The 26,319-nt window shown below is 41.1% G+C and carries 20 protein-coding genes and 1 tRNA gene; 8 read left to right on the top strand and 13 right to left on the bottom strand.

What is annotated here, in order from left to right:
* Positions 1-4 precede the first annotated feature (4 nt).
* The 4 genes from RS893_RS20390 to RS893_RS20375 form a co-directional block, all read right to left on the bottom strand.
* Positions 5-916: a DUF4007 family protein gene (locus RS893_RS20390; protein ID WP_315787377.1), complete on the bottom strand. Its 912-nt coding sequence runs from the start codon at positions 914-916 to the stop codon at positions 5-7.
* Between the two features lie 346 nt (positions 917-1,262).
* Positions 1,263-1,334: transfer RNA gene (locus tag RS893_RS20385), tRNA-Gly, on the bottom strand.
* Positions 1,335-1,475: 141 nt separating this feature from the next.
* Positions 1,476-4,739: an efflux RND transporter permease subunit gene (locus RS893_RS20380; protein ID WP_315787376.1), complete on the bottom strand. Its 3,264-nt coding sequence runs from the start codon at positions 4,737-4,739 to the stop codon at positions 1,476-1,478.
* A gap of 161 nt (positions 4,740-4,900) precedes the next feature.
* Positions 4,901-6,361 carry an efflux RND transporter periplasmic adaptor subunit gene (locus tag RS893_RS20375; protein ID WP_315787374.1) on the bottom strand — a complete coding sequence of 487 codons (1,461 nt, stop codon included), beginning with the start codon at positions 6,359-6,361 and terminating at the stop codon, positions 4,901-4,903.
* Positions 6,362-6,626: 265 nt separating this feature from the next.
* On the opposite strand from RS893_RS20375, the gene RS893_RS20370 reads away from it, so the two are divergent.
* Together RS893_RS20370 and RS893_RS20365 are read left to right on the top strand one after the other, a co-directional pair.
* Positions 6,627-7,502 carry an Npun_R2479 family HD domain-containing metalloprotein gene (locus RS893_RS20370; RefSeq protein WP_315787372.1) on the top strand — a complete coding sequence of 292 codons (876 nt, stop codon included), beginning with the start codon at positions 6,627-6,629 and terminating at the stop codon, positions 7,500-7,502.
* 70 nt (positions 7,503-7,572) lie between these two features.
* A complete protein-coding gene (locus RS893_RS20365; RefSeq protein ID WP_315787371.1) occupies positions 7,573-8,688 on the top strand; it encodes an ABC transporter permease in 1,116 nt (371 codons plus the stop codon).
* Positions 8,689-8,921: 233 nt separating this feature from the next.
* Here the strand turns inward: RS893_RS20365 and RS893_RS20360 are convergent, their stop codons facing one another.
* Both RS893_RS20360 and RS893_RS20355 read right to left on the bottom strand, forming a co-directional pair.
* Positions 8,922-9,431 (bottom strand): DUF2085 domain-containing protein, encoded by a 510-nt coding sequence (locus tag RS893_RS20360; RefSeq protein ID WP_315787369.1) that lies wholly within the window; start codon positions 9,429-9,431, stop codon positions 8,922-8,924.
* 352 nt (positions 9,432-9,783) lie between these two features.
* Positions 9,784-10,908 (bottom strand): transposase, encoded by a 1,125-nt coding sequence (locus RS893_RS20355; RefSeq protein ID WP_315787367.1) that lies wholly within the window; start codon positions 10,906-10,908, stop codon positions 9,784-9,786.
* Positions 10,909-10,954: 46 nt separating this feature from the next.
* Here RS893_RS20355 and tnpA point away from each other — a divergent pair, with 46 nt between their 5' ends.
* Positions 10,955-11,356: an IS200/IS605 family transposase gene (gene tnpA / locus RS893_RS20350; RefSeq protein WP_315787365.1), complete on the top strand. Its 402-nt coding sequence runs from the start codon at positions 10,955-10,957 to the stop codon at positions 11,354-11,356.
* A gap of 222 nt (positions 11,357-11,578) precedes the next feature.
* On the opposite strand, the gene RS893_RS20345 is transcribed toward tnpA, so the two are convergent.
* Complete coding sequence (locus tag RS893_RS20345) at positions 11,579-12,634, bottom strand: class I SAM-dependent methyltransferase (RefSeq protein ID WP_315787363.1); 1,056 nt, start codon at positions 12,632-12,634, stop codon at positions 11,579-11,581.
* A gap of 341 nt (positions 12,635-12,975) precedes the next feature.
* On the opposite strand from RS893_RS20345, the gene RS893_RS20340 reads away from it, so the two are divergent.
* Positions 12,976-13,176: a hypothetical protein gene (locus RS893_RS20340; protein WP_315787361.1), complete on the top strand. Its 201-nt coding sequence runs from the start codon at positions 12,976-12,978 to the stop codon at positions 13,174-13,176.
* 342 nt (positions 13,177-13,518) lie between these two features.
* On the opposite strand, the gene glnA is transcribed toward RS893_RS20340, so the two are convergent.
* Positions 13,519-14,934 (bottom strand): type I glutamate--ammonia ligase, encoded by a 1,416-nt coding sequence (gene glnA / locus RS893_RS20335; RefSeq protein ID WP_315787359.1) that lies wholly within the window; start codon positions 14,932-14,934, stop codon positions 13,519-13,521.
* A 503-nt stretch (positions 14,935-15,437) separates the two neighbouring features.
* Here glnA and apcB point away from each other — a divergent pair.
* A complete protein-coding gene (gene apcB / locus RS893_RS20330; RefSeq protein ID WP_062246731.1) occupies positions 15,438-15,947 on the top strand; it encodes an allophycocyanin subunit beta in 510 nt (169 codons plus the stop codon).
* Between the two features lie 174 nt (positions 15,948-16,121).
* On the top strand, positions 16,122-16,958 hold the full coding sequence (locus RS893_RS20325) for a TlyA family RNA methyltransferase (RefSeq protein ID WP_315792050.1): 837 nt from the start codon (positions 16,122-16,124) through the stop codon (positions 16,956-16,958).
* Here the strand turns inward: RS893_RS20325 and RS893_RS20320 are convergent.
* Together RS893_RS20320 and RS893_RS20315 are read right to left on the bottom strand one after the other, a co-directional pair.
* Entirely contained in the window at positions 16,955-17,179 is a 225-nt protein-coding gene (locus tag RS893_RS20320; protein ID WP_315787355.1) for a Calvin cycle protein CP12, read from the bottom strand. The two genes, RS893_RS20325 and RS893_RS20320, sit on opposite strands and share 4 nt — an antisense overlap.
* Before the next feature lie 420 nt (positions 17,180-17,599).
* On the bottom strand, positions 17,600-18,670 hold the full coding sequence (locus tag RS893_RS20315; protein ID WP_315787354.1) for a Photosystem Q(B) protein 1: 1,071 nt from the start codon (positions 18,668-18,670) through the stop codon (positions 17,600-17,602).
* Between the two features lie 525 nt (positions 18,671-19,195).
* On the opposite strand from RS893_RS20315, the gene RS893_RS20310 reads away from it, so the two are divergent.
* The gene (locus RS893_RS20310) at positions 19,196-19,423 is read left to right on the top strand and encodes a hypothetical protein (RefSeq protein ID WP_315787353.1); all 228 of its coding nucleotides are present in this window, start codon (positions 19,196-19,198) and stop codon (positions 19,421-19,423) included.
* 12 nt (positions 19,424-19,435) lie between these two features.
* On the opposite strand, the gene RS893_RS20305 is transcribed toward RS893_RS20310, so the two are convergent.
* On the bottom strand, positions 19,436-20,818 hold the full coding sequence (locus RS893_RS20305) for a GTP-binding protein (RefSeq protein WP_315787351.1): 1,383 nt from the start codon (positions 20,816-20,818) through the stop codon (positions 19,436-19,438).
* Between the two features lie 299 nt (positions 20,819-21,117).
* Between RS893_RS20305 and RS893_RS20300 the strand changes: the two genes are divergently transcribed.
* The gene (locus RS893_RS20300; RefSeq protein ID WP_315787350.1) at positions 21,118-23,364 is read left to right on the top strand and encodes an ATP-binding protein; all 2,247 of its coding nucleotides are present in this window, start codon (positions 21,118-21,120) and stop codon (positions 23,362-23,364) included.
* A gap of 267 nt (positions 23,365-23,631) precedes the next feature.
* Here the strand turns inward: RS893_RS20300 and RS893_RS20295 are convergent, their stop codons facing one another.
* A complete protein-coding gene (locus RS893_RS20295; protein ID WP_315787348.1) occupies positions 23,632-24,936 on the bottom strand; it encodes a DNA cytosine methyltransferase in 1,305 nt (434 codons plus the stop codon).
* Positions 24,937-25,181: 245 nt separating this feature from the next.
* The gene (locus tag RS893_RS20290; protein WP_315787346.1) at positions 25,182-26,243 is read right to left on the bottom strand and encodes a metal ABC transporter substrate-binding protein; all 1,062 of its coding nucleotides are present in this window, start codon (positions 26,241-26,243) and stop codon (positions 25,182-25,184) included.
* Positions 26,244-26,319: the final 76 nt, after the last annotated feature.

Genomic DNA, 26,319 nt, shown 5'->3' with positions numbered 1-26,319 from the left:
TTGCTCAAGAATTATAATATTGCTCTAAAATTTCGTCAGCTAAAATCTCTGGTTCATCAGGTAAAGATAACTGAATTAAGCCAGCAGTATCAGAAAGAACTATTGCATCAAATTTTCTAGCAACCGTCTCAATAGCTGCACATAAAATATTTTCTGTCAATTTAAACACCATCCCCGGACTACCTTCATCATAAAGTAGACTAGGAATATTAATTGTGTTTCTTCCCTGACAGACTCGACTAGCGTATTCTAAACAAGTAGCTACTATAATTTCTGCTGGTAAATTCGCCTTAGTACCAATTTTAAATTGATAATTTTTCCCAAAATGACGAATCAAACCAAGTTCGTTAAAAGGACAATCAATAGAATCTTCAATGGGGGTATTGTCTCTAAGAAAATCTTGTGCTGCATACATTCTTAAAATACAATTTACATCTTTAATGAAAGAAGAGTCAGCAATAGTTTTGTTGAAATTATTTATATAATCTTTCAGACCTGCGAAAATATCTTCTTTGGTAAAATCTAAATCACGAAAAACATTAAAAATATAATACCAAGCAGCCGCTTCACAAGTAGGTTTTAACAAATTCCAATGTAACAACCATAATGATGCCGGATCTTCTAAATAACAGTCCCATCCATTGTTTCCTAAAAGTTTTTCCCCAAACATTGTTGGTGAATTATTTTTATCAAGTATCTTGAATGCACTACACCAATAACGAATAGCGCGTACCATATTTTTACCAACACCTAAACGTACAGGAGCATCATCTTGTAAAAAAATACCTGGATTTCTCTTAGCTGCATCAAATCCTTTTTTCAGCCAACCAAAACGAGGGTGAAAAGTTTCATGGTTGGCAAATATTGGAATGACTGGATTTTCAAGATGTTTGAAGTTCAGAGTAGTTTGAATCATGATAGGATTGATATAATAGCAACTGTTTTGGTTATTATGACTCAAAGTAGACAAAAATTAGTTAATTTAGTAAAAAAATAGTTACACGAAAAATCAAATATAAATACAACATTTTTTGAATCTTAAAAATTCCTGTAAGTGTTGTATTAATAGCACTGCATTTATTTTATGTTTCCACTTCACTGCCACCACCGTTATAGAAAAATCCCCTTCTAAGAGTAAATAATCTGCAAATTTCCGTTGACGATGGTTTGATGCTAACTTTATTGATTTAATTTTGCTCGAAGTGAAGTAACAAGGTTACGAACCCTTAGCATTCTTGGTGTCTTAGCGGTTTAATAACAAAAGCGGGTGATGGGACTCGAACCCACGACGTTCACCTTGGGAAGGTGACATTCTACCACTGAATTACACCCGCGCCTAGCATTTAGCATAAATCAAGCTAAATGCCATTATACAACTAGTTTTTCAAATTTGAATTGATGGATCACAAAGTTCGTAGTCAGAACTTTAGTCCTGAATTTTTAAGCACTAAAGTGCTTACTACAAACCCTCACTACTATTTTTTGATGGAGTACTGATGTGGTGGATCTTCGCTCGAAGATGGCAGAATTACCACTTCATCCTCAACCACTACTGAACGCGGAGGTTTTTTCCCAAAGCCATACTTGACTGTATTGATAATCCAGGTTTGGAAATTATCAATGTAGCTGAACAGCACCGGAACAACAAGAAGTGTCAACAGAGTAGATGTTGTGAAGCCTCCTAAAATCGCAATCCCCATCGGTTGACGATATTCTGCACCCGCACCCACACCCAAAGCCAGGGGAAGAGTACCAGCAATAGTAGCCAGAGAAGTCATCATAATTGGGCGCAGACGCGACACACCAGCTTCGATCAATGCCTGACGTTGAGTTTTCCCTTCTTGTAGGTTGATAATGGTGTAATCTACCAAGAGAATTGAGTTTTTGGTCACAATCCCCAACAGCAACACAATACCAATCAGGGCATATAATCCCAAGGCTTTTTGGGCAATCAGCAAGCCTATGAGTGTACCTCCTAAACAGAAGGGCAATGCTGCCATAATGGTGAGAGGATGTAAGAAGTTGTTATACAGCAGCACCAGAATTGCATAGATAAATATTAATGCCAATGCTAATGCGCCACCAAAGCGACCAAAAATTTCTGCCATGATTTTGGCATCACCAGAGTTTTGCAGTTTGACTCCCGGCGGCAAGTTTTTTAAAGCGGGTAGTGCAGTCACAGCTTGCAGCCCATCTCCCAAGGAAATACCTTGCAAGTTAGCTTCTAGCGAAACTTGGCGGGAACGATCATAGCGGTTGATAGTAGCAGGACCACTAGCAAAGCTGATATCTGCTACCGACATCAGAGGAACCAAACTACCGTTTTGAGTCGGAACTTGGAGATTTTTGATCGTGTTGATGTCTTCTCGCGCTTTGGGGTCAATTTGGACGCGAATCGGAATTTGGCGATCGCTCAAATTAAACTTAGCTAAGTTGGCATCATTATCTCCAATTGTTCCCAGAGAAGCAGTACGGGCAATTGCTTGTACAGTCACACCCAAATCTGCGGCGCGTTGCGGATCGGGAATGACAACAATTTCTGGTTTCACCAAACTTGCAGATGAAGATACCTCCACCAATCCAGGAACAGTCCGCATTTGCTTTTCTACTGCATCAGCAGCTTGATTGAGTGCTTCGGGATTTTCACTTTGTAGCAGTATAGTTAAATCTTTACGACCACCAACCGCCCCTGCACTTTCAAAACTGATTTTAGCTCCTGGCACTTGTTGAAACTGGGGACGTATCTGTTGTTCAAACTCTAATTGAGAAATCTTTCGTCCTGCTTCTTTAGACTTGAGCTTAACAGAAAGGGTTGCCGAGTTCACCTGTTCTGAGGCAAACACTGATTCTACTAGTGGATCTTTGTTGATGATATTGGTCAGTTGGCTGACAACCTTATTGGTATCAGTTAAGGTAGAACCGGGAGGTAATTCTACATTTAGGGTGGAAATACCGATGTCACCACCATCCACTAATCCCTTGGGAATAAAGGGAACTAGCATCACACTAGCAATGAAGAAAGCTAAGGCAATACCCAAAGTCGTCAATTTATGACGTAACGACCATTGCAGAAGGGATTTGTAGGGGTGGAAGCGGGGGGGAGTGTGGGGAGTGTGAGGAGTGGGGGGAGTGTGAGGGGTAAAAGAGGAGAAGTTATCTTGTCTTGTTGATTTCAGAGTTGGGAGTGTGAATTTGAAATTCCAGAATTTTATAACTCTCTTAGTTCCCTCATTCTGAGTAGCTTTTTTGTTTCCTTCCTTATCCTTGAGAAGATACGCCCCCATCATTGGTGTCACCATCCGCGCTACCAAGGTAGAGAAAATGGTGGAAACGGCAACGGTAACGCCAAAGGGTTGGAAAAACTGCCCTGGAATCCCACCCATGAAGGCGACGGGTAGAAATACAGCAATAATTGTGGCGGAACTAGCGATTACTGCTAAACCTACTTCATCGGATGAATCAAAAGCAGCTTCCCAAGCTGATTTACCCATTGCCATATGCCGTTCCATATTTTCAATTTCCACGACGGCATCATCCACTAAGTTACCCACTGCTAATGCTAATGCCAGCAAGGTCATGCTATTGAGGGTATAACCCAAGGCATACTGCACAGCAAAGGTAGGAATCATAGACAAGGGTAAAGCTACTGCTGTAATTAAAGTTGCCCGCCAATCACGTAAAAATAAAAGTATGACTATAACTGCAAGTACAGAGGCTTGAATTAATTCCTCTATCGTGCTTTGATAAGATTCCCGGACAAAATCAGCTCTGGTAAAAATTAATTCCAGCTTGACGTCAGAGGGCAGTGTTTTCTCTAGTTCTTTGATGGCTGCTTTGACTCCTTCCTCTACAGTCACCATGACGCTGCCGGTACTACGCAACACCTGGAACGCTACTACGGGTTTGTTATCTAAACGTGCGGTTTGTCGAACTTCGGCATAGCTATCTTCTACCGTTCCCAAACTAGATAAGAGAACAGAACCACCACCAGGTAGGAGAATTTCATAGGTTTTCAAGACATCCACACTCTTAGCACTACCCAAGGTACGGATACTTTGTTCGCTACCACCAACTTCGGCGCGCCCACCTGGTAGGTTGATATTCAGGGCGCGAATTTGATCGTTGACTTGAGTAGCGGTAATTCCCAAAGATTGTAAACGGTCTGGGTCGAGATTAACTCGGACTTCGCGATCAACTCCGCCCACACGCTTAACTTGGGCTACTCCTCTGACAGCTAACAAAGCGCGGCTGATAGTTTGGTCAACTAAGTAACTGAGTTCTTCTACGGAACGTCGGTCAGATTTCACCGCGTAGGACATAATCGGCCCACCAGAAAAATCTACACGTTCAACGATGGGGTCGTTGATGTCTTGGGGTAAATTTTGCCGAATTTGCGATACGGCATTGCGAACATCATTCGTAGCGCGGTCTGTATTTGTACCCAAGACAAAGGTAATTGTGGTTGTGGAATTACCATCGGTGACAGTGGATCGCAGTTCGTCAATGTTGCCTAAACTGGCGATCGCATCCTCAATTTTTTTGGTGAGTTGGAACTCTAGTTCCGCAGGCCCCGCCCCTGGTTGGGTAACTGTAACCCGCACTGTGGGTACATCAATATTGGGGTTGATATCAATTCCCAACGAATTAAATGAGAACCAACCAACCAGAGTCAAAATTAAAAATAAAACTATTGTGGGGACAGGTTTTTTAATTGACCAAGCAGAAATATTGAAGGACATAGATTATTGTTGATAGTTAGTAGTTAGTGGGTAGAGACGTGAGGAACATCGCGTCTGTACATTAGTAGGTAGTAGTTAGTGGGTAGTAGTTGATTGGTGGTTGGGTTGGTGGTTAATATTTTTCCCATTACCCATTCCCTATTGCTACTAACCACTAACCGCTAACCACCAACCACTCTGACTTTGTCACCATCTTTGAGATATCCAGCACCGTCAACTACGACGCGATCGCCTGTTTGCAAACCAGTTTTAATTTCCACTTTGCCACCGTTGAGGATTTCTCCTAGTTCTACTTTTTGAGCGCGAACCGTGTCTACACCCGATAAGGTGAATGCGATCGCACTGCCATCTGGTTGGGGTAGGACTGCTTTTTGTGGTACTACCACACCTGTGGTTGTATTAGTTGTGACTGCTGCCCGGGCAAACATTCCTGGTTTTAATAAGTTTGTCGGTGGTAGGTCAATTTTTACCGTTGCTTCCCGGCGTTGGTCGTTAACTATCGGTTCAATTTCTCGTACTTGTCCTTGTAAACGTATGCGTTTATCGGCATCCGAGGTAACTTCTACTGCTGCACCAACTTTTACCTCTGGTAGTTGTACGCTGGGAACTTGGGCTTGGAGTTCCAACTTGCCTTCCCGAATAATAGAAAACAATTTTTGTGTCCCACCCACCACATTTCCAACTTGAGTTTGGGGTGGTATACCAGTGACATCCCCGACTCTAGCCAGTTTCTCGGCAATTGTTCCTGATACAGGCGCACGCACCAAAGTTTGTGCGAGTTGAGTTTTCAACTGCTGGAGTTTGGCAGCATTACTTTTAACGTTGGCTTGGGCGCTGTTAATGCCTGCTTGGGCACTGTTAATATTTGCTTGGGCACTGCTGACATCTGCTTCGGCACTGCGAACATTTTCTTCGGCTACCCTGACTGCTTCTTTGGCAGTTTTCAAGGTAGTTTCCCGTGTTTCCAGTTCTTGTTTGCTGATCGCACCATTGCTGGCAAGTTTTTGATAGCGTTGATAATTTCTTTGTGCTTCTTCTAACTTCGCCTTGGCTTGGGCTAAATCTGCTCGTTTTTGTTGCACAACTGCTTGCAAGGAAGCAACATCTGCCTTTTTCGCTTCCAGATTTGCCTGATTAGAAGCCACATCTGCTTGTCTAGATTCTATATCTGCCTTTGCTTGGCTAATTTGGGCTTGCAGTAGGGAATCATCCAAAACTGCTAGTAATTGACCGACTTTGACTGTATCTCCTTCATTAACTAGTACCTGCTTGATTTGTAGACCGTTTGTCTGTGGTAAAACTGGTATTAAATCTCGTGCTGCCACTGTGCCAGTAATCTTAAGGGTACGGGCTATAGTGTTAGCTGCTGCTGAGACTGTGGTAACTGTCATGGTTGGGGCAACTTGCTGTGTAGATTTTGCTGCACCAGCATTTTTGCTAGGAGTCTGACGGTTACTTACAACACCCATCCCCAAAAAAGCGATCGCTACTCCCAAACCAGTACCAAGTAACAAAGGTAGCAGCCAAGGACTGCGCCTGTTTAGTTTTTTTCCTTCCCAGTCGCCATCTGCAATAACCACTGACTGTTGTGTTCCCAGTTCCGAATAACTCTCCTCGCCCACTGTCTTGCCTCCACTTCCTGCCTGATTCTCACTCAGCAGTTGTGCTTAAAAAAGTTTTAAGTAAGTTAATGTATATTTACTATGACCTATTTTTTTTATTTCTGGTGGTAGCATACCCAGAATCTGACGATACACAACTAGAAAAGCTTGCCATCATCTCAGATTAAGCAGTGATAATAACTACAAGGAGACATAAGCGTTGTGCTGAATTTTATTTAAAGCCAATAATGCATAAATAATTTAATTGTCCGACTGAGTAACTAGTATGTTCAATGCTACAGAAATATTAATAGATGCTTTTGTAAGGCAAATTCGAGAAGGCTACCGTCGTACCTACGGCTGCTTAAAAACTGATTATCAAGACATAATTGCTTGGGCGGGGAACATGGCTTTAGAAAACATTGCCAACAGCGACGCCCTCTATCACAATGTAGAACATTCGATTCTCGTTACGTTGGTAGGACAAGAAATTTTACGCGGCAAACACATTCGGGAAGGGGGTGTTTCCAGTGAAGACTGGTTGCACTTTATTATTTCCTTACTATGTCATGATATTGGCTATGTTAAAGGAGTGTGCCGAGAAGATCGTGAGGAAGAAGGCTTATATGCTACAGGTAAAGATAACAGAATGATTTCTCTTCCCCCTGGAGCCTCTGACGCTAGCTTGACACCTTATCATGTGGATAGAGCCAAACTTTTTATTGATGAACGCTTTGGCGGTCACAAATTGATAGATTCGGAAGTTATTAAGACCAATATTGAATTGACTCGCTTTCCCGTACCTGCTGCTGAGGATCATCAATGCACAAGTAGCTTTGCAGGTTTGGTTCGTGCAGCTGATTTAATCGGACAATTAAGTGACCCCCGCTACTTGAAAAAAATTACTTCTTTGTTTTACGAATTTGAAGAAACAGGGATGAATAAAGTTTTAGGGTATCAAACACCTGCTGACTTACGCAAGAACTACGCCAAGTTCTACTGGCATGGAGTTTACCCATATATTCAAGAAGCACTACGTTACCTAACTCTGACACAGCAAGGCAAACAAATTATTGCCAATCTCCACTCCAATGTTTTTGTAGTGGAACATGAAGTTCCTCAAGATGAAAAGTTATATTTTGTTGAACAACTACGTGCTTAGATATTAGTCATTGGTCAATCGACAAATGACAAAGGACAAAGGACAAATGACAAAGGACAAATAACTAACTATGAACTGGTGGCAAAGATTAAAGAAAAATCCTTTGGCGCGATTTGGGGCAATTTTGCTCTTAGTCTTTTATATAGCAGTAATTGCTGCTGATTTTGTTGCCCCCTATGACCCTTATATTCCGCAACCGGGTGGTTCCCTATTGCCACCAACAAGAATTTACTGGTTTTCGACTTCAGGGAAGTTTATTGGACCTCATGTTTATCCTACAACTCAAGGAGACACAAATTTAGAAACGGGCGAGCGCGAACTGATTGTAGATAAAAGTAAACCCTCGCCTTTGCGGTTATTTGTGCAAGGTTCAGAATACCACCTTTTACACTTGAGTTTGCCCTTACCTCCCAACTGGAATGAAGTGACTATTTTTCCCGGAATTCCTTTAAATTGGCATTTATTTGGTACTACTGGCGAAGCTAAAATCAACCTCCTGGGTACTGACGATCAAGGGCGCGATCAATTTAGTCGCTTATTACATGGAGGTCGCATCAGTTTATTTATTGGAATTGTGGGAGTAGCCCTGACTTTTCCTCTAGGGATGATCGTTGGCGGTATTTCTGGTTATTTCGGTGGCTGGATTGATGCTGCGATCATGCGTTTAGCTGAAGTACTAATGACGTTTCCTAGCATATATTTATTAGTCACCTTGGGTGCAGTATTACCACCAGGGTTAAGCAGTACGCAGCGATTTTTGTTAATTGTATGTATTACGTCGTTTATTAGTTGGGCTGGTTTAGCGCGAGTGATTCGTGGTCAAGTCTTATCCATCAAAGAGCGCGAATTTGTGCAAGCAGCACGAGCGATGGGTGCTAAGCCATTTTATATCATCACTCGCCATGTTTTACCCCAAACTGCAACTTATATTATTATCTCTGCCACTCTGGCAGTTCCCAGTTTTATTGGCGCAGAAGCCGTATTAAGTCTGATTGGACTGGGAATTCAGCAACCAGATCCTTCATGGGGAAATATGCTTTCCTTGGCAACTAATGCTTCCATCTTAGTGCTACAACCTTGGTTGATCTGGCCGCCAGCGTTGGTCATTATCTTGACAGTTTTGGCGTTCAACTTGCTGGGTGACGGACTCAGAGATGCCCTTGATCCTCGCAGTTTGGAAAGGTGATCAACAGTTAACAGTTAGCTACAGACGCGATGTTCCTCGCGTCTGTACATTTATCAGTTAACAGTTTTGACCAATCATTTCTCTTAGGATACAAGAAAGCCAGTAAATCTTGGGAATCAATTTGTATTCCAAAATCCAAAATTCCCAAGAAAGCGGATTGCTGTGTGGGTCAATCCAAAATCACGCCACGTGCTACAACAGAGGGAACCTCCGCAACGCAGTGGTTCCAAAATCTAAAATCCAAAATTTTTTGGCCGATGTAATAGCGGCATTGTAAACAAACCCCATGCCAAACCTGTAACCAATCCAAACAAAGTTACAACATAATTATTGAAACTCCACCACCCCAACACCTCAGCAGCTAACTCCAATGGATAAGCCATCATCAACACACTAGCGATCGCTGCACCATTCCAGCCGTATTGATGCAGCCAGTAAAAACTCTTACCATCACTCACCCCAAGTAACAACCGAGTCAACAATAAACCCGTTACTGTACCGTAACAACGCATACATACAGCCATGAGAAACGGTGATGCCAGCATCATCCCCATCTCTGGTTGTGGGCATACATGACGACCCATAAAATAGATAATTTCCGCAATTCCAGGTAAAATAAACAACCCAGATGCAGCTAGAAAAGGAGCAGCCAACGGCCCGACCACCATCCCCAACAACAGAAAATCAGCAACAAAACTTACCCAATTAATCCTTAAGCTTCTACCAAAAACAACTCCTTGCATCTCTGTTTCCTTCGTGTCCTTCGTGTCCTTCGTGTCTTACGTGGTTCGTTATTATCATAAAACTTAACAAATATAAAAAAAATAAAGGGAACAAACCTACTTTATGTTTGTAGTTCGCGACTCTAGGCGGATATAAGTACTTGATTGAGAAGATTGTGGTTGGTTAGATTTTGAACCAGAAAATTGGTATATCAACCATATTCCTCCAATTATCGCGCTAAAAATTGCAATCGTGGTGAGGTATACGTTTCTTATTTGCTTCCAGTTGAAAGGAACTCGTCGTATAAGATATTCAGACGAACTAGCAATAATTTGAGCCACTCCCCCGTTTTGAAAACGGGGGATTCAGGCATCAAACAGAGATTGCAGTCTGAGACTGTCTAACATCTCCTACGCCTAGAGTCGAACTCCCGACTCTTTTAATATTAAGACTGGCGTTTTCATCTCTATCATTTTCAGATTGACATGAAGGACAACGCCAGCGTCTAATCGACAAATCCAATTTTTCTAAAATGTGTCCACAGCTAGAACAAGTTTTTGTGGATGGATACCATTGATCTACAAACACTACTTGTTTATGCTTCTTCTTAGCAATCCATTCTAGAATTTGCAGAAATTCACGCCTCGCCAAGTCTGATATTTTCCTACCCCAAAGACGTTGCATTCCTTTAAGATTTAAGGTTTCAAAACAAAGCACATCAAAATTATCTGTTAATTTATGAGCGAGTTTCCAAAACCAATCACGTCTACGATGAGAAATATCCTCATATTTGCGAACTAGATTTTTTCTAAATCGCTCTCTGTTTGATGAACCTTTGAGTTTTTTAGAATGCTGTCGGCTAGCTTTCCTAATGGCATTTAATGATTGTTTTAAAAATTGGGGAGACTCAATTTTTGTTCCGTCCGAGCAAGTGAGGAATGTTTTTAATCCAAAATCAAATCCCGCTATTCTACCAGTCGCAAACTTGATTTTTGAATTAGAACAATCATCAACAACTATAATCATAAATAGCTCGCCTAAAGGAGTGCGTTTTATGGTTAAGGTTTTGACTGTTCCCTCTATCTCTCTCGACTTCCAAAATTGATAAACTTTGTTCCCAATCTTGACTCGATTTCCACCTAAAAACTTGTATCCAGATTGTTTAAGAGTGAATGATTTGTATTTCTTAACTTTTTTAAATCCTGGCGGTCTAACTCCTTTTTTGTTGTGTTTAAAAAATAATTGGTAGGCTTTCTCAATGCGTTGACAAATATCTTGTACTGATTGAGAACCTACTGTTTGCCAAAATGGATTACATTTCCGCAGTTTGGCAATATGAGATTGAAGTTTTGCACAGCTTAAGTGTTTGCCCCACATTCGATAGTAGCGTTTGTGTAGGGCAATACAATGATTGTAGATTATCCCACTCGCGTTAATCATGCGCTTGAGGAATCTATTTCTTTTGTGCTGATACAGTTTAAACTTCAGGGTTTTCATGTGATTATGATATCATCAGTGGTGTAGATAATCAATACTCATCTACATGAAAACTGTTTATAATCATTACAATCATGCTGTTGGATTAGCTACTGTCCATTTAATCTGGATACCATGCAGACGCGCTCGTGTATTCGCTAATAACGAAAACTTAAAACTTCGATGCATTGAAGTATTCCAGTCTGTTGCTAATGACAAGAAGTGGATTATCAAAGCATTAGAAGTTGCGCCGGATCATATACATCTACTAGTTGAATATGATCCGCACCACTCAATATCTCAAATAGTTAAAGCTTTTAAAGGAAGGTCATCAAGACTACTAAGAAAAGAATTTCCAGAATTATTGAGATTACCTAGCTTATGGACACATTCTTATATGTTTGACACGACTGGAAAGATTAGTACTCAGAAGGTTTTAGAGTATATTAATGACCCCCTTCACGGATGAATAAATTCATCATGTTCGCTTATATCCGCCCTTTAGAAAAAGGCGGCTTTACGCATCACGATTCGTAAAAAGAAAGTAATTTTCTTTTGCCTTTTAACTTTTAACTTTTGCTTTGTTTGATAAGGATATAGGGGTGTAGGGAAGAGAAAGCAGCTATTTCTTCCCCTTACACCCTTACACCCTCACATCCTCACATCCTTACACCCGTCCCAAGGGACTTGGTTAAACTGGCTTGTGAGCGATCAAATATTTGCTCATGAAATGAACTTGCACTTCCACATTCTCAAAACCAGCTTTTTCTAAGCGCTCTACCAAATCATCAGTCATGTAATGCTTATAGTAGGGTTCGTGGTAAATTTCGTGGAAGTTCTCCATCAGAAGTTCCATTTCTGGAGAATCGCTCATTTGAATAGAGTCACAAATTATAAATACTCCTCCTGGTTTTGTTACCCGGTAGCATTGTTCAATGACTCGCTGGCGTACTGCCGCCGGCAATTCATGGAAAAGAAACACAGAAGTCACTGCATGAAAATAATTATCCAGGTAGGGTAACTCTTCAGCATTTGCCTGCAACAGTTGTGGCAATTCTCCTGGGATTTGGCTTAACAATTCATTTGCCTTTCGCAAATAAGCTGGTGACAAATCCGTACCAGATAGGGATGCTTGCGGTAAAGCTGCACGAATCATCTTCAAAGTTCGACCCGTTCCACAAGCTACATCTAAAATACGTACTTGCTGGGATACTGTATCAGCAAAAAATCTTAGCTCTTCTTTGAGGGGTGCAAGAATTCGCCGTCGCATTGGATCGGCTGTACCGCCGAACAGAATTTCTACCTGTAAATCGTAGAGATTGGCTGACAAGTCACTCAAGTAGCCATCTGTTTGGTGATGGAAGTTCTGTACATAGTAACTGGGATAACCAGAAGTTTCCACATTTGGGGGAAAGTCTTGATACTTCTTCTGCTTAGCCCGCTCCCACATTTGGAATATATCTAGGCAGACTACTGGGTAGTATTGGAAAAAGTCTTGCCAAGGATTATCAAACAGCAAGCTGGTAGGATAGATGCCCCGCTCTGCATCTTGCCAATCAATTTCCAGTAGATTATCCAGTCTTTGTTGAAGTTTGGGTATAACTTCAATAGGAATGGGTTTGGCTTGCTGCTCAACAGGAGAAATTAAATTTAACAAGCGTGCGCTCAATGTTTTATGAGCCAAACCAAAGTAGTTTTTGCCTTGCTGAAAAGTTTGATAAGTCAGCTTCGTTAATGTGTCGGACATGTGAATGGCTAGGCTTTTATTTATTTTTATTTATGTAACTTAAATAATTGTAACTATGAATTCATTAATCTTGAGAATGATCTATTCACTAGAATTTTTCTCATTAACCAATACTCAGTAGGGTAGGCAAAGATTCACGTCACGACTCCAGCCGCACTTAATGAAGGGAAACGAAAATAAAGCAACAGTAATAAAGATTTTTTCTCTTGCCCTAACTAGTCATCTAAATATTAATTTTTGTTAAAGTGTATCATTCCGTAACTTAGTATACAGAATTTTATGTTATGTTATTAACAAAGAAAAACAAATCAATCAAATAAAACAACAGGGAGGACTCTGGTATGTCTACCCAAGACAAAGCTCGTGCTTTAATGATGCGTCATTATCAGCTGATCAAAAATCGGCAGCAATCGATGCTAGAACGTGCAGGGGAAGAATTGGGTCTTCCTGGAGAAGTGTCTCACTACTGGAACCCGACTCAAGGGAAAATAGACCCCAATGCTCGCATGACCTATGACCGCAGTAATGCTGCGATGAGTTAAATAATTGTTGGTAGAGACGTGAGGAACATCGTGTCTGTACATTAGTAGTTAGTAGTTAGTGGTGAGTCAGCACGCATTTATAGGGCGTTTCCCTCATGTAGATGCCTACACTCACCCCCTAGATTCCTGTAGGGTACGACCAAGGAAAACGAAGGGTTGGTAAAGACCAATGAACAAAAACCAGCAAATAGCTATTAAAAAAGCCACCAAATAAAGGTGGCTAAATTAATGCTCTCAAATAGCTAAGTTTGGTTAAATAGAAAATCATTAGATAAGTAGCTAACAGCAGGCGAGCAACCGATACTCACTAACTACTAACTACTAACTACTAACCCTTTCAAATTAACAATCGTAGTAAAGAGCAAATTCGTAAGGATGAGGACGTAAACGCATTGGGTTAACTTCATTGTCTAGCTTGTAAGAAATCCAAGTTTCAACGAAGTCTTCGGTGAATACACCAGGTTCGGTCAAGAAAGCATGATCTTTCTCTAGTGCTTCCAATGCTAATTCTAAAGAACCAGGAGTGGAGGGAACTTTCGCCAGTTCTTCTGGAGAAAGTTCATAAATGTTTTTATCCAGAGGTGAGCCAGGATCAATTTTGTTCTTGATACCATCTAAACCAGCACAAAGCATGGCAGCAAATGCCAAGTAGGGGTTAGAAGTCGCATCAGGACAACGGAACTCTAAGCGCTTGGCTTTGGGGTTAGTACCAGACAGAGGAATACGAATAGAAGCAGAACGATTCCCTTGAGAGTAAGCCAAGTTCACAGGTGCTTCATAACCAGGTACTAGGCGCTTGTAAGAGTTAGTGGTCGGGTTGGTAATTGCCAACAGTGCTGGTGCGTGCTTGAGAATGCCACCGATGTAATGCAATGCTGTTTCACTCAAACCAGCGTATTTATCGCCTGCGAACAGGGGTTGACCGTCTTTCCAAATTGATTGGTGGGTATGCATCCCAGAACCATTGTCTTGGAAGACAGGCTTAGGCATGAAGGTGACAGTTTTACCATATTTCCTGGCTACGTTCTTGATGACGTATTTGTAAGTCATCAGCCAGTCGGCAGCTTCAATTAACTTACCAAAGCGAAAACCAAGTTCGCACTGACCACCAGTAGCTACTTCGTGGTGCTGCTTTTCAATAGGCACGCCGCATTTTGCCATTGTCAGCAGCATTTCTGTACGAATATCTTGGAAAGTATCGGTGGGGGGCACTGGGAAATAACCCTCTTTGTAGCGGGGTTTGTAACCCAAGTTGGGACCTTCTTGTTTACCGGAATTCCAACGCCCTTCAACTGAGTCTACGTAGTAGTAGCCTTCATGAGAGTTTTGGTCAAAACGGACATCATCAAAGATGAAAAATTCAGCTTCAGGACCAAAGAAGGCTGTGTCACCAAGACCGGAGGAAACCAGATAATCTACTGCTTTTTGAGCAATCACACGAGGACAACGACTGTACCATTCGCCCGTACGGGGTTCTTTGATACTACAAATGATACTAAGAGTCGGTTCTTTCATGAATGGGTCGATCCAGGCAGTGTTTGGATCGAGAACCATTGCCATGTCTGATTCGTTAATAGCTTTCCAACCCCGGATACTGGAACCATCGAAGGGTACGCCGTCTGTGAAGCTACTTTCATCGATTTGATTGTGAAAGACTGTCAGGTGCTGCCATATCCCTGGCATATCGATGAATTTCAGATCGATCATCTGAATGTTGTTGTCCCGAATCATCTTCAGGACGTCTTGTGGGGTTGTCATGGTTACTCCTTCTCCGCCAATTTAGTACAGTAAACCACAATGTTAATGCACGCTGACCTTGCTTGATGAACCCAAATCATTAAAGACACCTGAAATATCCTAAGGATATAAATTTGAGATATTTTGTATTTTTTGTTACAGAATATCATGTTTATAGGTTATGTTCACTTTTGCTGAACAAACTCTACAAAACTTGACAGTTCATCTCACGAGGCCAACTTTGGCATAGAATCCTTTAAGTAGCGCATACATTGTTTTTGTGCTTGAGCTTCTTTTAATCAGTGAACAGTGAACAGTGAACAGTTATCAGGTATATGGTGCGGGGTTGTTACCCGTCATACAACGCCTTCCATATTGGTGGAGGGACGTTATCAAGTGATAAAACTGATAACTGATAACTCATAACTGATAACTGTTAATTTCATTGGCACAAAAATTAGCCGCTTGCAAAAGCAGTCAAATAAATATCAAACCATAAATAGCAATGATTGGGAGATAAAGGAATGCGGGATGCAGTCACAAGTTTAATTAAGAATTATGACGTTGCTGGGCGGTATTTTGACCGGAATGCGATCGACAGTCTCAAGTCCTATTTTGAAAGTGGGACAGCACGAGTACAAGCCGCAGGAGCTATTAATGCAAATGCGGCAGCAATTGTCAAGCAGGCTGGTTCGCAATTATTTGATGAACAGCCAGAGTTGATTCGTCCCGGCGGTAATGCCTACACTACCCGGCGGTATGCGGCTTGTCTGCGGGATATGGATTACTACCTGCGCTATGCTACTTATGCGATTGTTGCTGGCAGTATGGATGTACTGGATGAGCGTGTGCTGCAAGGTTTACGGGAAACTTATAATTCTTTGGGTGTTCCCATTGGCCCTACAGTTCGTGGTATCCAAATTATGAAGGATATTGTCAAGCAGCAATTGGCAGAAGCTGGTGTTAGTGGTGCTAGCTTTGTAGATGAGCCGTTTGACTACATGACCAGCGAGTTGAGTGAGAAGGATATTTAGTCCTTCTATACAAGCAGGCTTTTTGCCTGCTCGATTGGTATAAGATAGAGTCAGCCTCCTCAGGTTGGAGCTTTGTCAGCGCACTCTAATTAAGATGTTGTGTTAGCAAAGTTCAGGCCTGGGAGGTTAGTTTTTTATACGAACCATAAAGGCGTGAAGGACACCAAGGGAAGATTGGCAAAGAAGAGATTGGATGTTTTATTGGTAGAACTTGATTTATGTTCTTCTAGGCAACAGGCACAACGGTTAATTCAAGCGGGAGAAGTGACTGTTGATGGTAAGCTTGTTGATAAGCCGGGGACAGAGGTTGAGGTTGCTGCTGAGGTTAAGGTTAAGGAGCGATCGCGTTTTGTTTCTCGTGGGGGTGAAAAACTTGCCAAAGCGCTGCAAGAGTTTGCTATCACTGTAGAAGGTCGTGTTTGTTTAGATGGTGGCATTTCTACAGGGGGTTTTACTGATTGTCTCCTGCAAGCTGGGGCAAAGTTAGTTTATGGTGTTGATGTCGGTTACGGACAAGTTGACTGGAAGTTACGTAATGACCCACGAGTTATTTTGAAAGAACGCACGAATTTACGCTATCTAACGCCTGATGAGTTGTATGATGTATCCCCCCTAGTAGAAACGGAGGGGGATTATGCTGATTTGGTGGTGGTGGATGTTTCGTTTATTTCGTTAACGAAAATTCTGCCTGCGTTGTGGCAATTAACTCAACCTCAGCGTGAAGCGGTTTTGTTAGTGAAACCTCAATTTGAAGTGGGGAAGAGTCGTGTTGGGAAAAAAGGGGTGGTACGTGATCCCAAAGATCATGCTGATGCGATCGCTCAGGTGTTACAAGCAGCTGTTGAGCTAGGATGGCATTACAAAGGTCTAACTTGGTCGCCTGTGACTGGGCCAGCAGGAAATATTGAGTATCTTTTGTGGTTAGGAATGGATAGTGAGATAGCACCGCCAAATTTAGAAGCTATTGAGCAAGTTACAAAATCTGCTGTTGTTGATTTTAGAGAAAGTTAATTGTCGTAAATCCGACACTCAACAGCTTCTGGATGAATTTCACAGTAGCGTTCTAGGTCTGTTTTACGTTTTGTGATTTGCTGTTGGCGAGATTGCTCTGCTCTTAATTTTTCCACTATTTCCCAAGCTAAAATACATTCATTTGAGTTAGTTCCTTCTTGGTCACAAATCATACGAGCCTCATCGAGTGCTTGAAAGATATCTAAAGTTTGTGATGTCATAATTTACCCTTTTTGTACTGTACAATATGACTCAAAGTTTATGACTTCTTGAACCTTTATTAATAGCGTAGATAGACAAAATAAAAAAGTGTAGTTGTAATATTTTTCGTTATATAAAAATTTATAAAATTGATTAGATTTAATAAACTTTTGCTGGATTCATAAGTAACAAATCAATTAAATTAAAGCGATTTTCGACAAGCATGAAGTACAAAACCTCACCCCACCCTATCAGACATCCCTCTCCTTGCCAAGGAGAGGGGCAGGGGTGAGGTGTATTCTACTCAAATGCAAAGCGCTATATTACTTAATACATTCTTGGGTTGATTGAAAAAACCGCCCCTATAAAATCCAATCAAAGGGCGGATTTCAATATCAAACTTTTTATTAATCCTTTTGCCTTCTGCTTTCTTCATTTCTTCAACTTACTGAAATTGGTGTACCGCTAGACAAAATCAGTGGAAAATTATGGGTATTGGGAGCGTGCATAGCTTGTAAGCCTAAATTGGCTCGATTGAGAATATCAGCATCTGTAGGAATCATTGCACCCCGACTATCCAAGATAGAGTGATTGAAATTAAATCCGTTCAGGTTGAAGGCTACAGAACAAACACCTAGTGCAGCAAACCAAATACCTATTGTTGGCAAGGCAGCAAGCAGGAAATAAAAAGCACGGGGATTTCGACTAGCAAAAGGTGGAATCAGCAGGCGACCTAAGAAACCATAGTGACCTGCTAAGTAGCTGTAAGTCCTTTGCTGTTGACCAAGTCGATACCCAGCATTGATCGATTCATTTTCGTCGGTATTGCGAATCAGCGTTGAGGTAACTAACGAACCATGCAAGGCACTTAAAAGTGCGCCGCCAAAGACTCCAGCAACCCCCAACATGTGGAAGGGATGCGTCAGAATATTGTGATTTGCTTGCACGGCCAGCATAAAGTGAAATGTCCCTGCAATTCCCAAAGGTAGACCGTCAGCAAAGCTACCTTGACCAATAGGGTAAACTAGCAAAACTGCTGTTGCGGCTGCGGCATTTGCAGAAAAGGCGATGGCAATCCAAGGACGCATACCAAGGCGATAGCTAAGTTCCCAAAGTCTTCCCAAGTAGCACCAAATACCAATTAAAAAGTGCAGCACAATCAACTGATAGGGACCGCCATTGTAAAGCCATTCATCTAAGGAAGCAGCTTCCCAAATTGGATAAAAATGCAAGCCAATCGCAGCAGAAGTTGGCACAACAGTCGCTGTAATTAAATTGTTACCATCCATCAAAGAACCTTTAATTGGCTCTCTAATACCTTCCATATCTACGCCAGGAGCAGCAATGAAAGCGAGAATGAAACAGATAGTAGCAGCTAGTAAAGTAGGAATTATCAGCACGCCAAACCAGCCGATGTAAATCCGATTATTTGTGCTGGTAATCCATCCGCAAAATCGCTCCCAGAGATTAGAAAAATCAAATTCTTTTCGACGTTGAACAATAGTCGTCATCGTTTATGCCTCCTCTGAAAAGAGAATGTGCATTAATTGTTGAAAATGAGCTAAATTCGCATTGTTTCAGTTTTTATGCAGTTAACGTTGTATATTTTGTAGTTGTAAAATCTGGTGGCAAATAGTCTTTTAATTGCTGAGTTGAAGAGTTACTAAATCTCTTAAATATTCTCTATATATTCTAGAAAAAATATCAGTAACGCTTACTAAGGAGTTAAATAACTTTGCAATCTTTTGTGGATGTTTACTTCACAGAAAGACGGCAGTTATAAGCGCTCCTTGGCGTGGCGTTCCCAATCGCCGCCCGCCGTCTTTGGTAACGGGTAATGGGCGCTCTTACTGTTTAGTTTTAGCAATTCTAAATTATTTGTAAAAATAGATTAAATTGTAATTGTAGAGTGTATTATTACTCACTTTATAAAGAAAATTGGAAATAATTACTGAATCTATCCAAAGTAGGAAGTGATTAATTCATAAATTTTAGAAATTATATAAAAAGCTTAAAACTTTATTTTCTGTTCAAAAATGTACTCTAAGGAGAAAGAAGAGTTTTTTCATACTGAACTAGTTAAGTATGGCGTCGATTATCAAAGAGCTGCTCAAGTCGCTCAAATTTTAGCATCTGGAAAACCAGATGAGCTGTTGAGTGAAAAAGAGATACAAATTGCTAAAGAAGTTTGTAGAGAGTGGTTAAGACAATACAAGCGCTACAAACACTTGAACTCACTCTTAAGAGAATATAAGCGTTTGTGATGCTTAAAAACTTTAGTCATCCGCCATACCTAAGTTTCGTTCCAATTCCTGCCGCAAACGATACAAAATTGTATTTGATTCTACCTCAGCCAAAATTTCTGTAATAACAGTGCTAGCACCTAGTTGTCCCCACGTACAGCCTTTCTCTAGATATACTTGGGCAGCTTTACCGACTGCATACGCTCCATAGCCTGCGATCCCAGCTTGAGCGATCGCACTTCCGGCAAAGGCTGTTATATTACTAGGATTATCACCACTGGCAATAGCTGCCGTACTTTTACCTAAGCCTAAAATCAAACTGCTACCTAATTCCCCTAGTAGCAAACCACCAGAACTAAATAAAATAGTTTTTAATAGTCTCCCGGCTTCGTAACCAGTCATAGGTAAACTATACAACCTTGCTAAGGAACGAATTAAGGCTAAGTCGGCAACAGTTCCACCTAAGACATCTAAAAAAGCGATCGGATTTAACCCGACAGCGACAGCTTTATATTTGGTAAATTGCCAAATTAATTCTTCTGCTTCTTGTTGACGTACATCGATGGTTTTGAATGCGATCGCTTCTTCAGCATCTCGCGCTTGGATAAGTGCATTTAAAGCAATTAGCGATCGCCCTTCCCGGTTGAGAATTTTCAAAAGAGTCTGTTTGAGTTCGTCTATTTGGGGGGGTGGTGTCTCCCATTCATAAGTTACCTTCCCATCCGGCCATTCAACCCGTACTTCTATAGGTGCTGGTTCCGCCGCAATCATGACAATTTCATCGGGTTGTAAGGGTTTGGCTTGGATACTACCTGCACCGAGTTGTTGTAAATTTTTGTAAATCTTCTCGCGGTCTGTATCTGGATACAAGTCTATTTTGTTAAACACGAGAATCAATGGCTTTTGTGCCTGTCGCAATTCGCACAAAGCCTGATATTCAGTGCGGGTAATATCGCCAGCAACCACAAACAAAATCAAATCTGCTTGACGCGCCACATCTTTTGCCATTTGCGATCGCGCTTCTCCCGCAATTTCATCTAGTCCTGGCGTATCAATTAACTCCACCTGTGCTTGCTCACCAAGGTTCCAACGTACCGAACGGGGATACTGAGTTACACCATGTAGAGGCCCAGTTTGGAGAACCTTTTGCCCTAACAAAGCATTTAACACTGCTGACTTACCACGACTCACCAAACCAAAGGCGGCAATTACAATCACATTATGGTCTAGTTTGTTGAGGCTAGCAGTTAAAACCTCTAATTCTAGTTTTACTAAACCTGCTAATTTTGGGTTTGCGGATGCTTGTCCGGGTTTGCGGAGATTGCCATACCAGGATAGCGCTTGTCTGAGACTAGCACGAGCGCGGTTGAGATGAGTTTCTTGTGGGTTTTTTGGCACTTGCTGAGGTTGAGTCAAGGCTATTTCAATTTTAGATTTTAGATTTTGGATTTTGGATTGGGAAATTAAGTTTACAGCTTACTTATTCATTTTCCTTTATCTAAAAATACATAACGGGTAATCTATCTGTATCCATCAGTATTAATCGGTGTTAATCGGTGGTCGATTTCTCCAACATTTTGGTATTGAAAAATGAAAACTCGAAGGTTTTGATCATGATATAACTAAGGTTAATACTAGTATTAATTTTGACTAAAGAATATGGGAATAATAACTTCGGCTGAAGATTTAGTCGATGTTACTAATTTAATAGAAACATGAAATTATTTTATTCCCAGGGCTTTGCAAAAGTTCCTTTACGAGTGATCTTAATTGTTCCCTTCGTAGTTCAAATTTCTACCTCTGTTGGTTTAGTCGGATATCTATCCTTCAAAAACGGGCAGAAAGCAGTCAACGAACTTGCTGATCAAGTAATGAACAAAACTAACAGCCTAGTCAATCAGCATCTTGATACCTATCTAGCGATTCCCCATCAAATTAATCAAATGAACGCGGATGCTGTCAAGACGGGGTTGCTGGATTTACAGGACTTTGAAAGTGTAGGAAAATACATGTGGAAACAGATGCAGCTCTATAAAAATTTCAGCTACAACGGCTACACTCTAGTTACTGGTCAAGGGGCTGGTTCTGGTAATTATCCGGCAAGTAAATTTATCACGTTAGATTTATATCCTACTGCTATCAACAGAGTATCTAAGGTTTATTCCTATGCTACGGATTCCCAGGGCAACCGAAGTAAGCTACTTAGTACATATGATTACAATACTTTTGCACAACCTTGGGCTATAAATACAGTAAAAGCTGGTAAACAGATTTGGAGTGGTATCAATGCTTGGGATGGCGAGGCTGGTTATATTGCTGCTTCTGCTGGCTATCCTATTTATGACAAAAATGGTAAATTGTTTGCTGTTTTTGGCATAGATTTATTGCTGTCGAGTATTAGTGATTTTCTGCGGCAAATTCATGTGAGTCAAAATGGTAGTGTTTTTATTATTGAGCGCAACGGATTATTGGTTGCCAATTCCAGTAATCAAAAACCCTATGTGATAGTTAATCGTCAAACCAAACGATTAGCTGCAACTGATAGCCGTGATCCTCTAATTCAAGCTACTGCTAAGTACTTACAGCAAAGACTGGGGGACTTGCAACAAATTCAAGAAAAGCAGCAGTTAACGTTTGATTTTAAAGGCGATCGCCAATATGTCAAAGTTACTCCCTGGCGTGATCAATTTGGTTTGGACTGGCTTGTGGTTGTAACTGTCCCCGAGGCTGATTTTATGGGACAAATCAACACCAATACCCGTACTACAATCGCCTTGTGCTTGTTGACTTTGGTAGTAGCTTCAATAGTTGGCATTTATACATCTCGTTGGTTTACTCAACCCATATTACAGTTGAGTCAGGCAAGTCAGGCAATTGCTAATGGAAAATTAAATCGCCTAGTAGAAGTCAAAGGAATTAATGAGTTAGAAATTCTTGCTCAATCCTTCAACCACATGGCTAGACAGTTGCAAGAATCTTTTACAGCTTTAGAAACAGCCAACCAACAATTAGAGAAGACTAACGCTGAACTCGAACAACGCGTGGAAGTACGCACAGCTGAACTCCAAGCAACCATTGCGGAACTGCACTACACCCAAGCGCAGATGGTGCAGAGTGAAAAAATGTCAGCCCTTGGTCAAATGGTGGCAGGAGTCGCCCATGAAATCAACAATCCAGTTAATTTTATTCACGGTAATGTGACTTATGTAGAGGAATACACTCAGGATTTATTGCGCTTGGTGCAACTTTATCAAAAATATTTACCCGAACCACCTCTAGAAATTCAAGAGGAACTTGTAGCCATAGATTTTGACTTTTTAGAGCAGGATTTAACTAAGATACTCCAATCAATGCGGATGGGAACCAACCGTATTCGTGAAATTGTGTTGTCATTGCGAAACTTCTCGCGATTAGATGAAGCAGAGGTGAAAGAAGTTGATATTCATGAAGGTATCGATAGTACACTGGTGATTTTGAACAATCGTCTCAAGGCTAAGCCAGATCGTCCCGAAATCCAGGTGATCAAAGAGTACGGAAATTTACCTTTAGTAGAGTGCTATGCAGGGCAATTAAATCAGGTGTTTATGAATATTCTCAGCAATGCCATAGATGCATTGGAAGAACGCGATCGCAACCATACACCAGAGGAAATTCAAGCTCAACCAAGCACAATTCACATATCAACTGCTGCTCAACATCGGACTGTTACTATTAGTATTAAGGATAATGGAGCTGGTATCACCGAGGTAGTACGTTCCAAGCTGTTTGATCCGTTTTTTACTACTAAGCCAGTTGGTAAAGGCACAGGCTTGGGTTTAGCCATTAGCTACCAAATTGTGACTGAAAAACATGGTGGAAAGCTTTTTTGTTATTCTCAACCAGGACAGGGAGCAGAGTTTTTGATTGAACTTCCCATACTGCAAGCATCTGCTTATCCACAAGTCTACACAAATTTAGTGTAAGTTATATCATGTCGACTTGAACACTTATATTACTCGTTGGGGTCGGTAATTGGTAATTGGTAATGGGTAATTGGTAATTAAGATAGCGATGATTTTCCTATACCCGATGCTTAATACTCAATGCCCAAGCTTTATATCGTAAGCAATTAGTCGGACATGATATAAGTCACAGTAGGGATTGAGGCTGGGACAAATATTTTTTTATGAGTCGATCACAGATGCACACCGATGGCACAGATAGGTTAGCCGTGTGGAGTTTAAAAATTTTTAGAACTTATCTTTAATTACTTTTCTTCTTGGTTCGATGACATGTGCAGAAACACCGTAGTATTGAGCAGCTTGAGACATATTTAGTTTCAATAAACTTTCATCACCCAAGTGCATCTTTGTTTGTGGTTTGACTGGAACTACCCCCAAAACGTGAATAATAGAAGTTGCGATCGCTTTTGCAAGTAAGGGAGGAACTGAGTTTCCTACTTGTCGAAAGCCGTGCCATTTAGTGACATGGAACCGAAACCAGTCCGGATAGGAGTGTAACCGCGCTGCTTCTCGAACAGTAATACAGCGTGGACTCACAGGATGAATTGGTCGAGGAGAGGTAAAAGCCCCCCGATTACTGGCTGTTCCAGCCCTGAGAGTATTGCAAATACCATGTTTGTCAAGTTTATGAAAGCGGCTAATTGGTTCAGTTTCACCTGGTTCAGTTTGTTGAAATCTCAGTATAGATTCTGTACTATGTTTAGTGCGAATACTGGAAGTCAAAATTCTAGAATCAAATAGGCGTTCATAGGAGTAGTCATCTGCACTCCTATCTAAACCACGCAGCTTTTTGCTATAGTTGCTAGGCTTGCCGTACTCTGCTATTATCCAATCTCTACTCAACAATTCTGGATAAAAATTCACTTCCGGTAAATCGCCAATAGCTTCCCAAACTGTAGGCGTGTTTGGTAAATCAGAATTGAGTACAATGCCCACTGATTTTTTAGACTTTGCTGGTTGTGTTTGCGGTTGAGGATATTCTGGTAAATCAAATCCCTGACGGCATCCCAAAAGAAATAATCTGGCTCGATGTTGGGGTACTCCGTAATTAGCAGCATTGAGAACCTGATAGTTTGTTTCAACTTCATAACCTGATTCTCTAAACTCTTCAATAATTTCTAAGAGAAATTGGCGATGTTTTCCAACTGTGAGTCCAGGTACATTTTCAAACACAAAGTATTTAGGTTGTAGTTCTAAAACTAATCGTAAATAGTGAAACACAAGCGCATTACGGGGATCTTCAAAAGCACGTTTGCCAATCATTGAAAAACCTTGACAAGGAGAACCACCAAACACAACATCTATTTCTTGACTACCAATAGTTGAAATTTTTCTAATTTCTTCGCCTGTAGCGTATTCGACACTTTGACACAATGTAGACCAAAACGGAAAATTATATTTGTGTGTAGCGCAATGAATCGGATCTAACTCAACAGCAGCAAGCACATCAAACCCAGCTTGTTCAAAGCCAAGGGACATCCCACCAGCGCCTGCAAATAAATCTACACCTATAGGTCTTTGTTTGCTATCCATCCAATTTACAAGAAAGCAGAGGGCAGAAGGCACCAGGGCAGAAGGAATTAATCTCGATGATTTGCTTGATTACTCTATGGTATGGTCTAGTTTACCCGCAACTTGTTTGAAAATGATCCTAGTAGTTGGTGGGTGATTGTTAATTGTTGGTTGTTAGAAATCAGTTAACAGTTAACTGTTAACAGTGAGTAATAGAATTTGATAACTGATAACTGAACTACACTCCCCACCTCCCCATCTCAAGTCTATTTTTCCTGTATTTGAGCAGAAAACGGCGTATACTTTCCTCCCAATGCTTCCACAATAGTCCGTGTATTTGCTGCCATCATTTTGCTGTAGGTATCACCCTCACTTCCAGCAGCACCTATGGAATCAGAATAGAGTTGACGTGGTGCTAACTTCACTCCTGCTTCTTGTGCTACTGTCTGAATTAAATTTGGGTTAATTGTGGTTTCCGCAAAAATCGCTGGAACACCAATTTTTTTGATTGACTCTACTAGTTGCTTGACAGTTTGGGCGCTAGGCTGTTCTTCAGTGCTAATACCTATCAGCGTACCTGCGATCGCAATTTGATAAGCACGTCCATAATATTGAAATGCATCGTGGGTGGTTACAAGTTTGCGTTGATTTGGGGGGATCGTTTGAATTTGCTGGCTAATCCAGCTATCTAATTGTTGTAATTCTGTAGTTAGTTGCTGTGCATTCTGGGTAAATTCGGCTTTGTCTTGGGGTGATAACTCAATTAAGGCATCCCGAATTGCATTCACCATCGCGATCGCATTTTTCACATCACCCCAAACATGCGGATCTGGTACTACTTCACCTTTACCTTTGTCTAGCTGTAATGGTTTGACGACTTCTCCCACCGCTAACTTCTGCGCCTTTGTTCCAGCAGCATTCATCAACTTAATGAGTCCAGGTTCTAGGTTATACCCGTTATACAAAATCAAATCTGCTTCTTCTAAAAATCTACTATCTTGTGGTCTAGGTTCGTAGACATGGGGATCTGTACCCGGTTGAAGGATTCCTGTTAATTCAATTTCATCTCCTCCAACCTCCTGTGCTAAATCAGCAATAATTGTGCTAGTTGCCACAACTTGCGCCTTGTCATCCGCCCTTGAGTCGGAATTTGATGGCGTACAGCTTAATAAAGCAAGCGGTAAAAGTATCGCTAGACAAGCATTTTGGCAGATTTGCCACCACAGGGAAGAGGTGGATAATGGCAACAAGAAAGCTATTTTTCTCCCTTGTCCCCCTTCTGCTTCCAGTCTTCTACCCACAGTATTAGCTTTACTTATAACGAACATTATTCCCAGTTATAGATGTTTTCATTTTCTTTTCATTTTTATAGTAAGCTGAAGTTAAGAACTATAAAAACACAAC

The sequence above is a fragment of the Fischerella sp. JS2 genome, assembly GCF_032393985.1.
Taxonomy (GTDB): domain Bacteria; phylum Cyanobacteriota; class Cyanobacteriia; order Cyanobacteriales; family Nostocaceae; genus Fischerella.
Note: the sequence above shows the minus strand (reverse complement) of the source record. Positions and strands in the feature narration are given on the sequence as shown.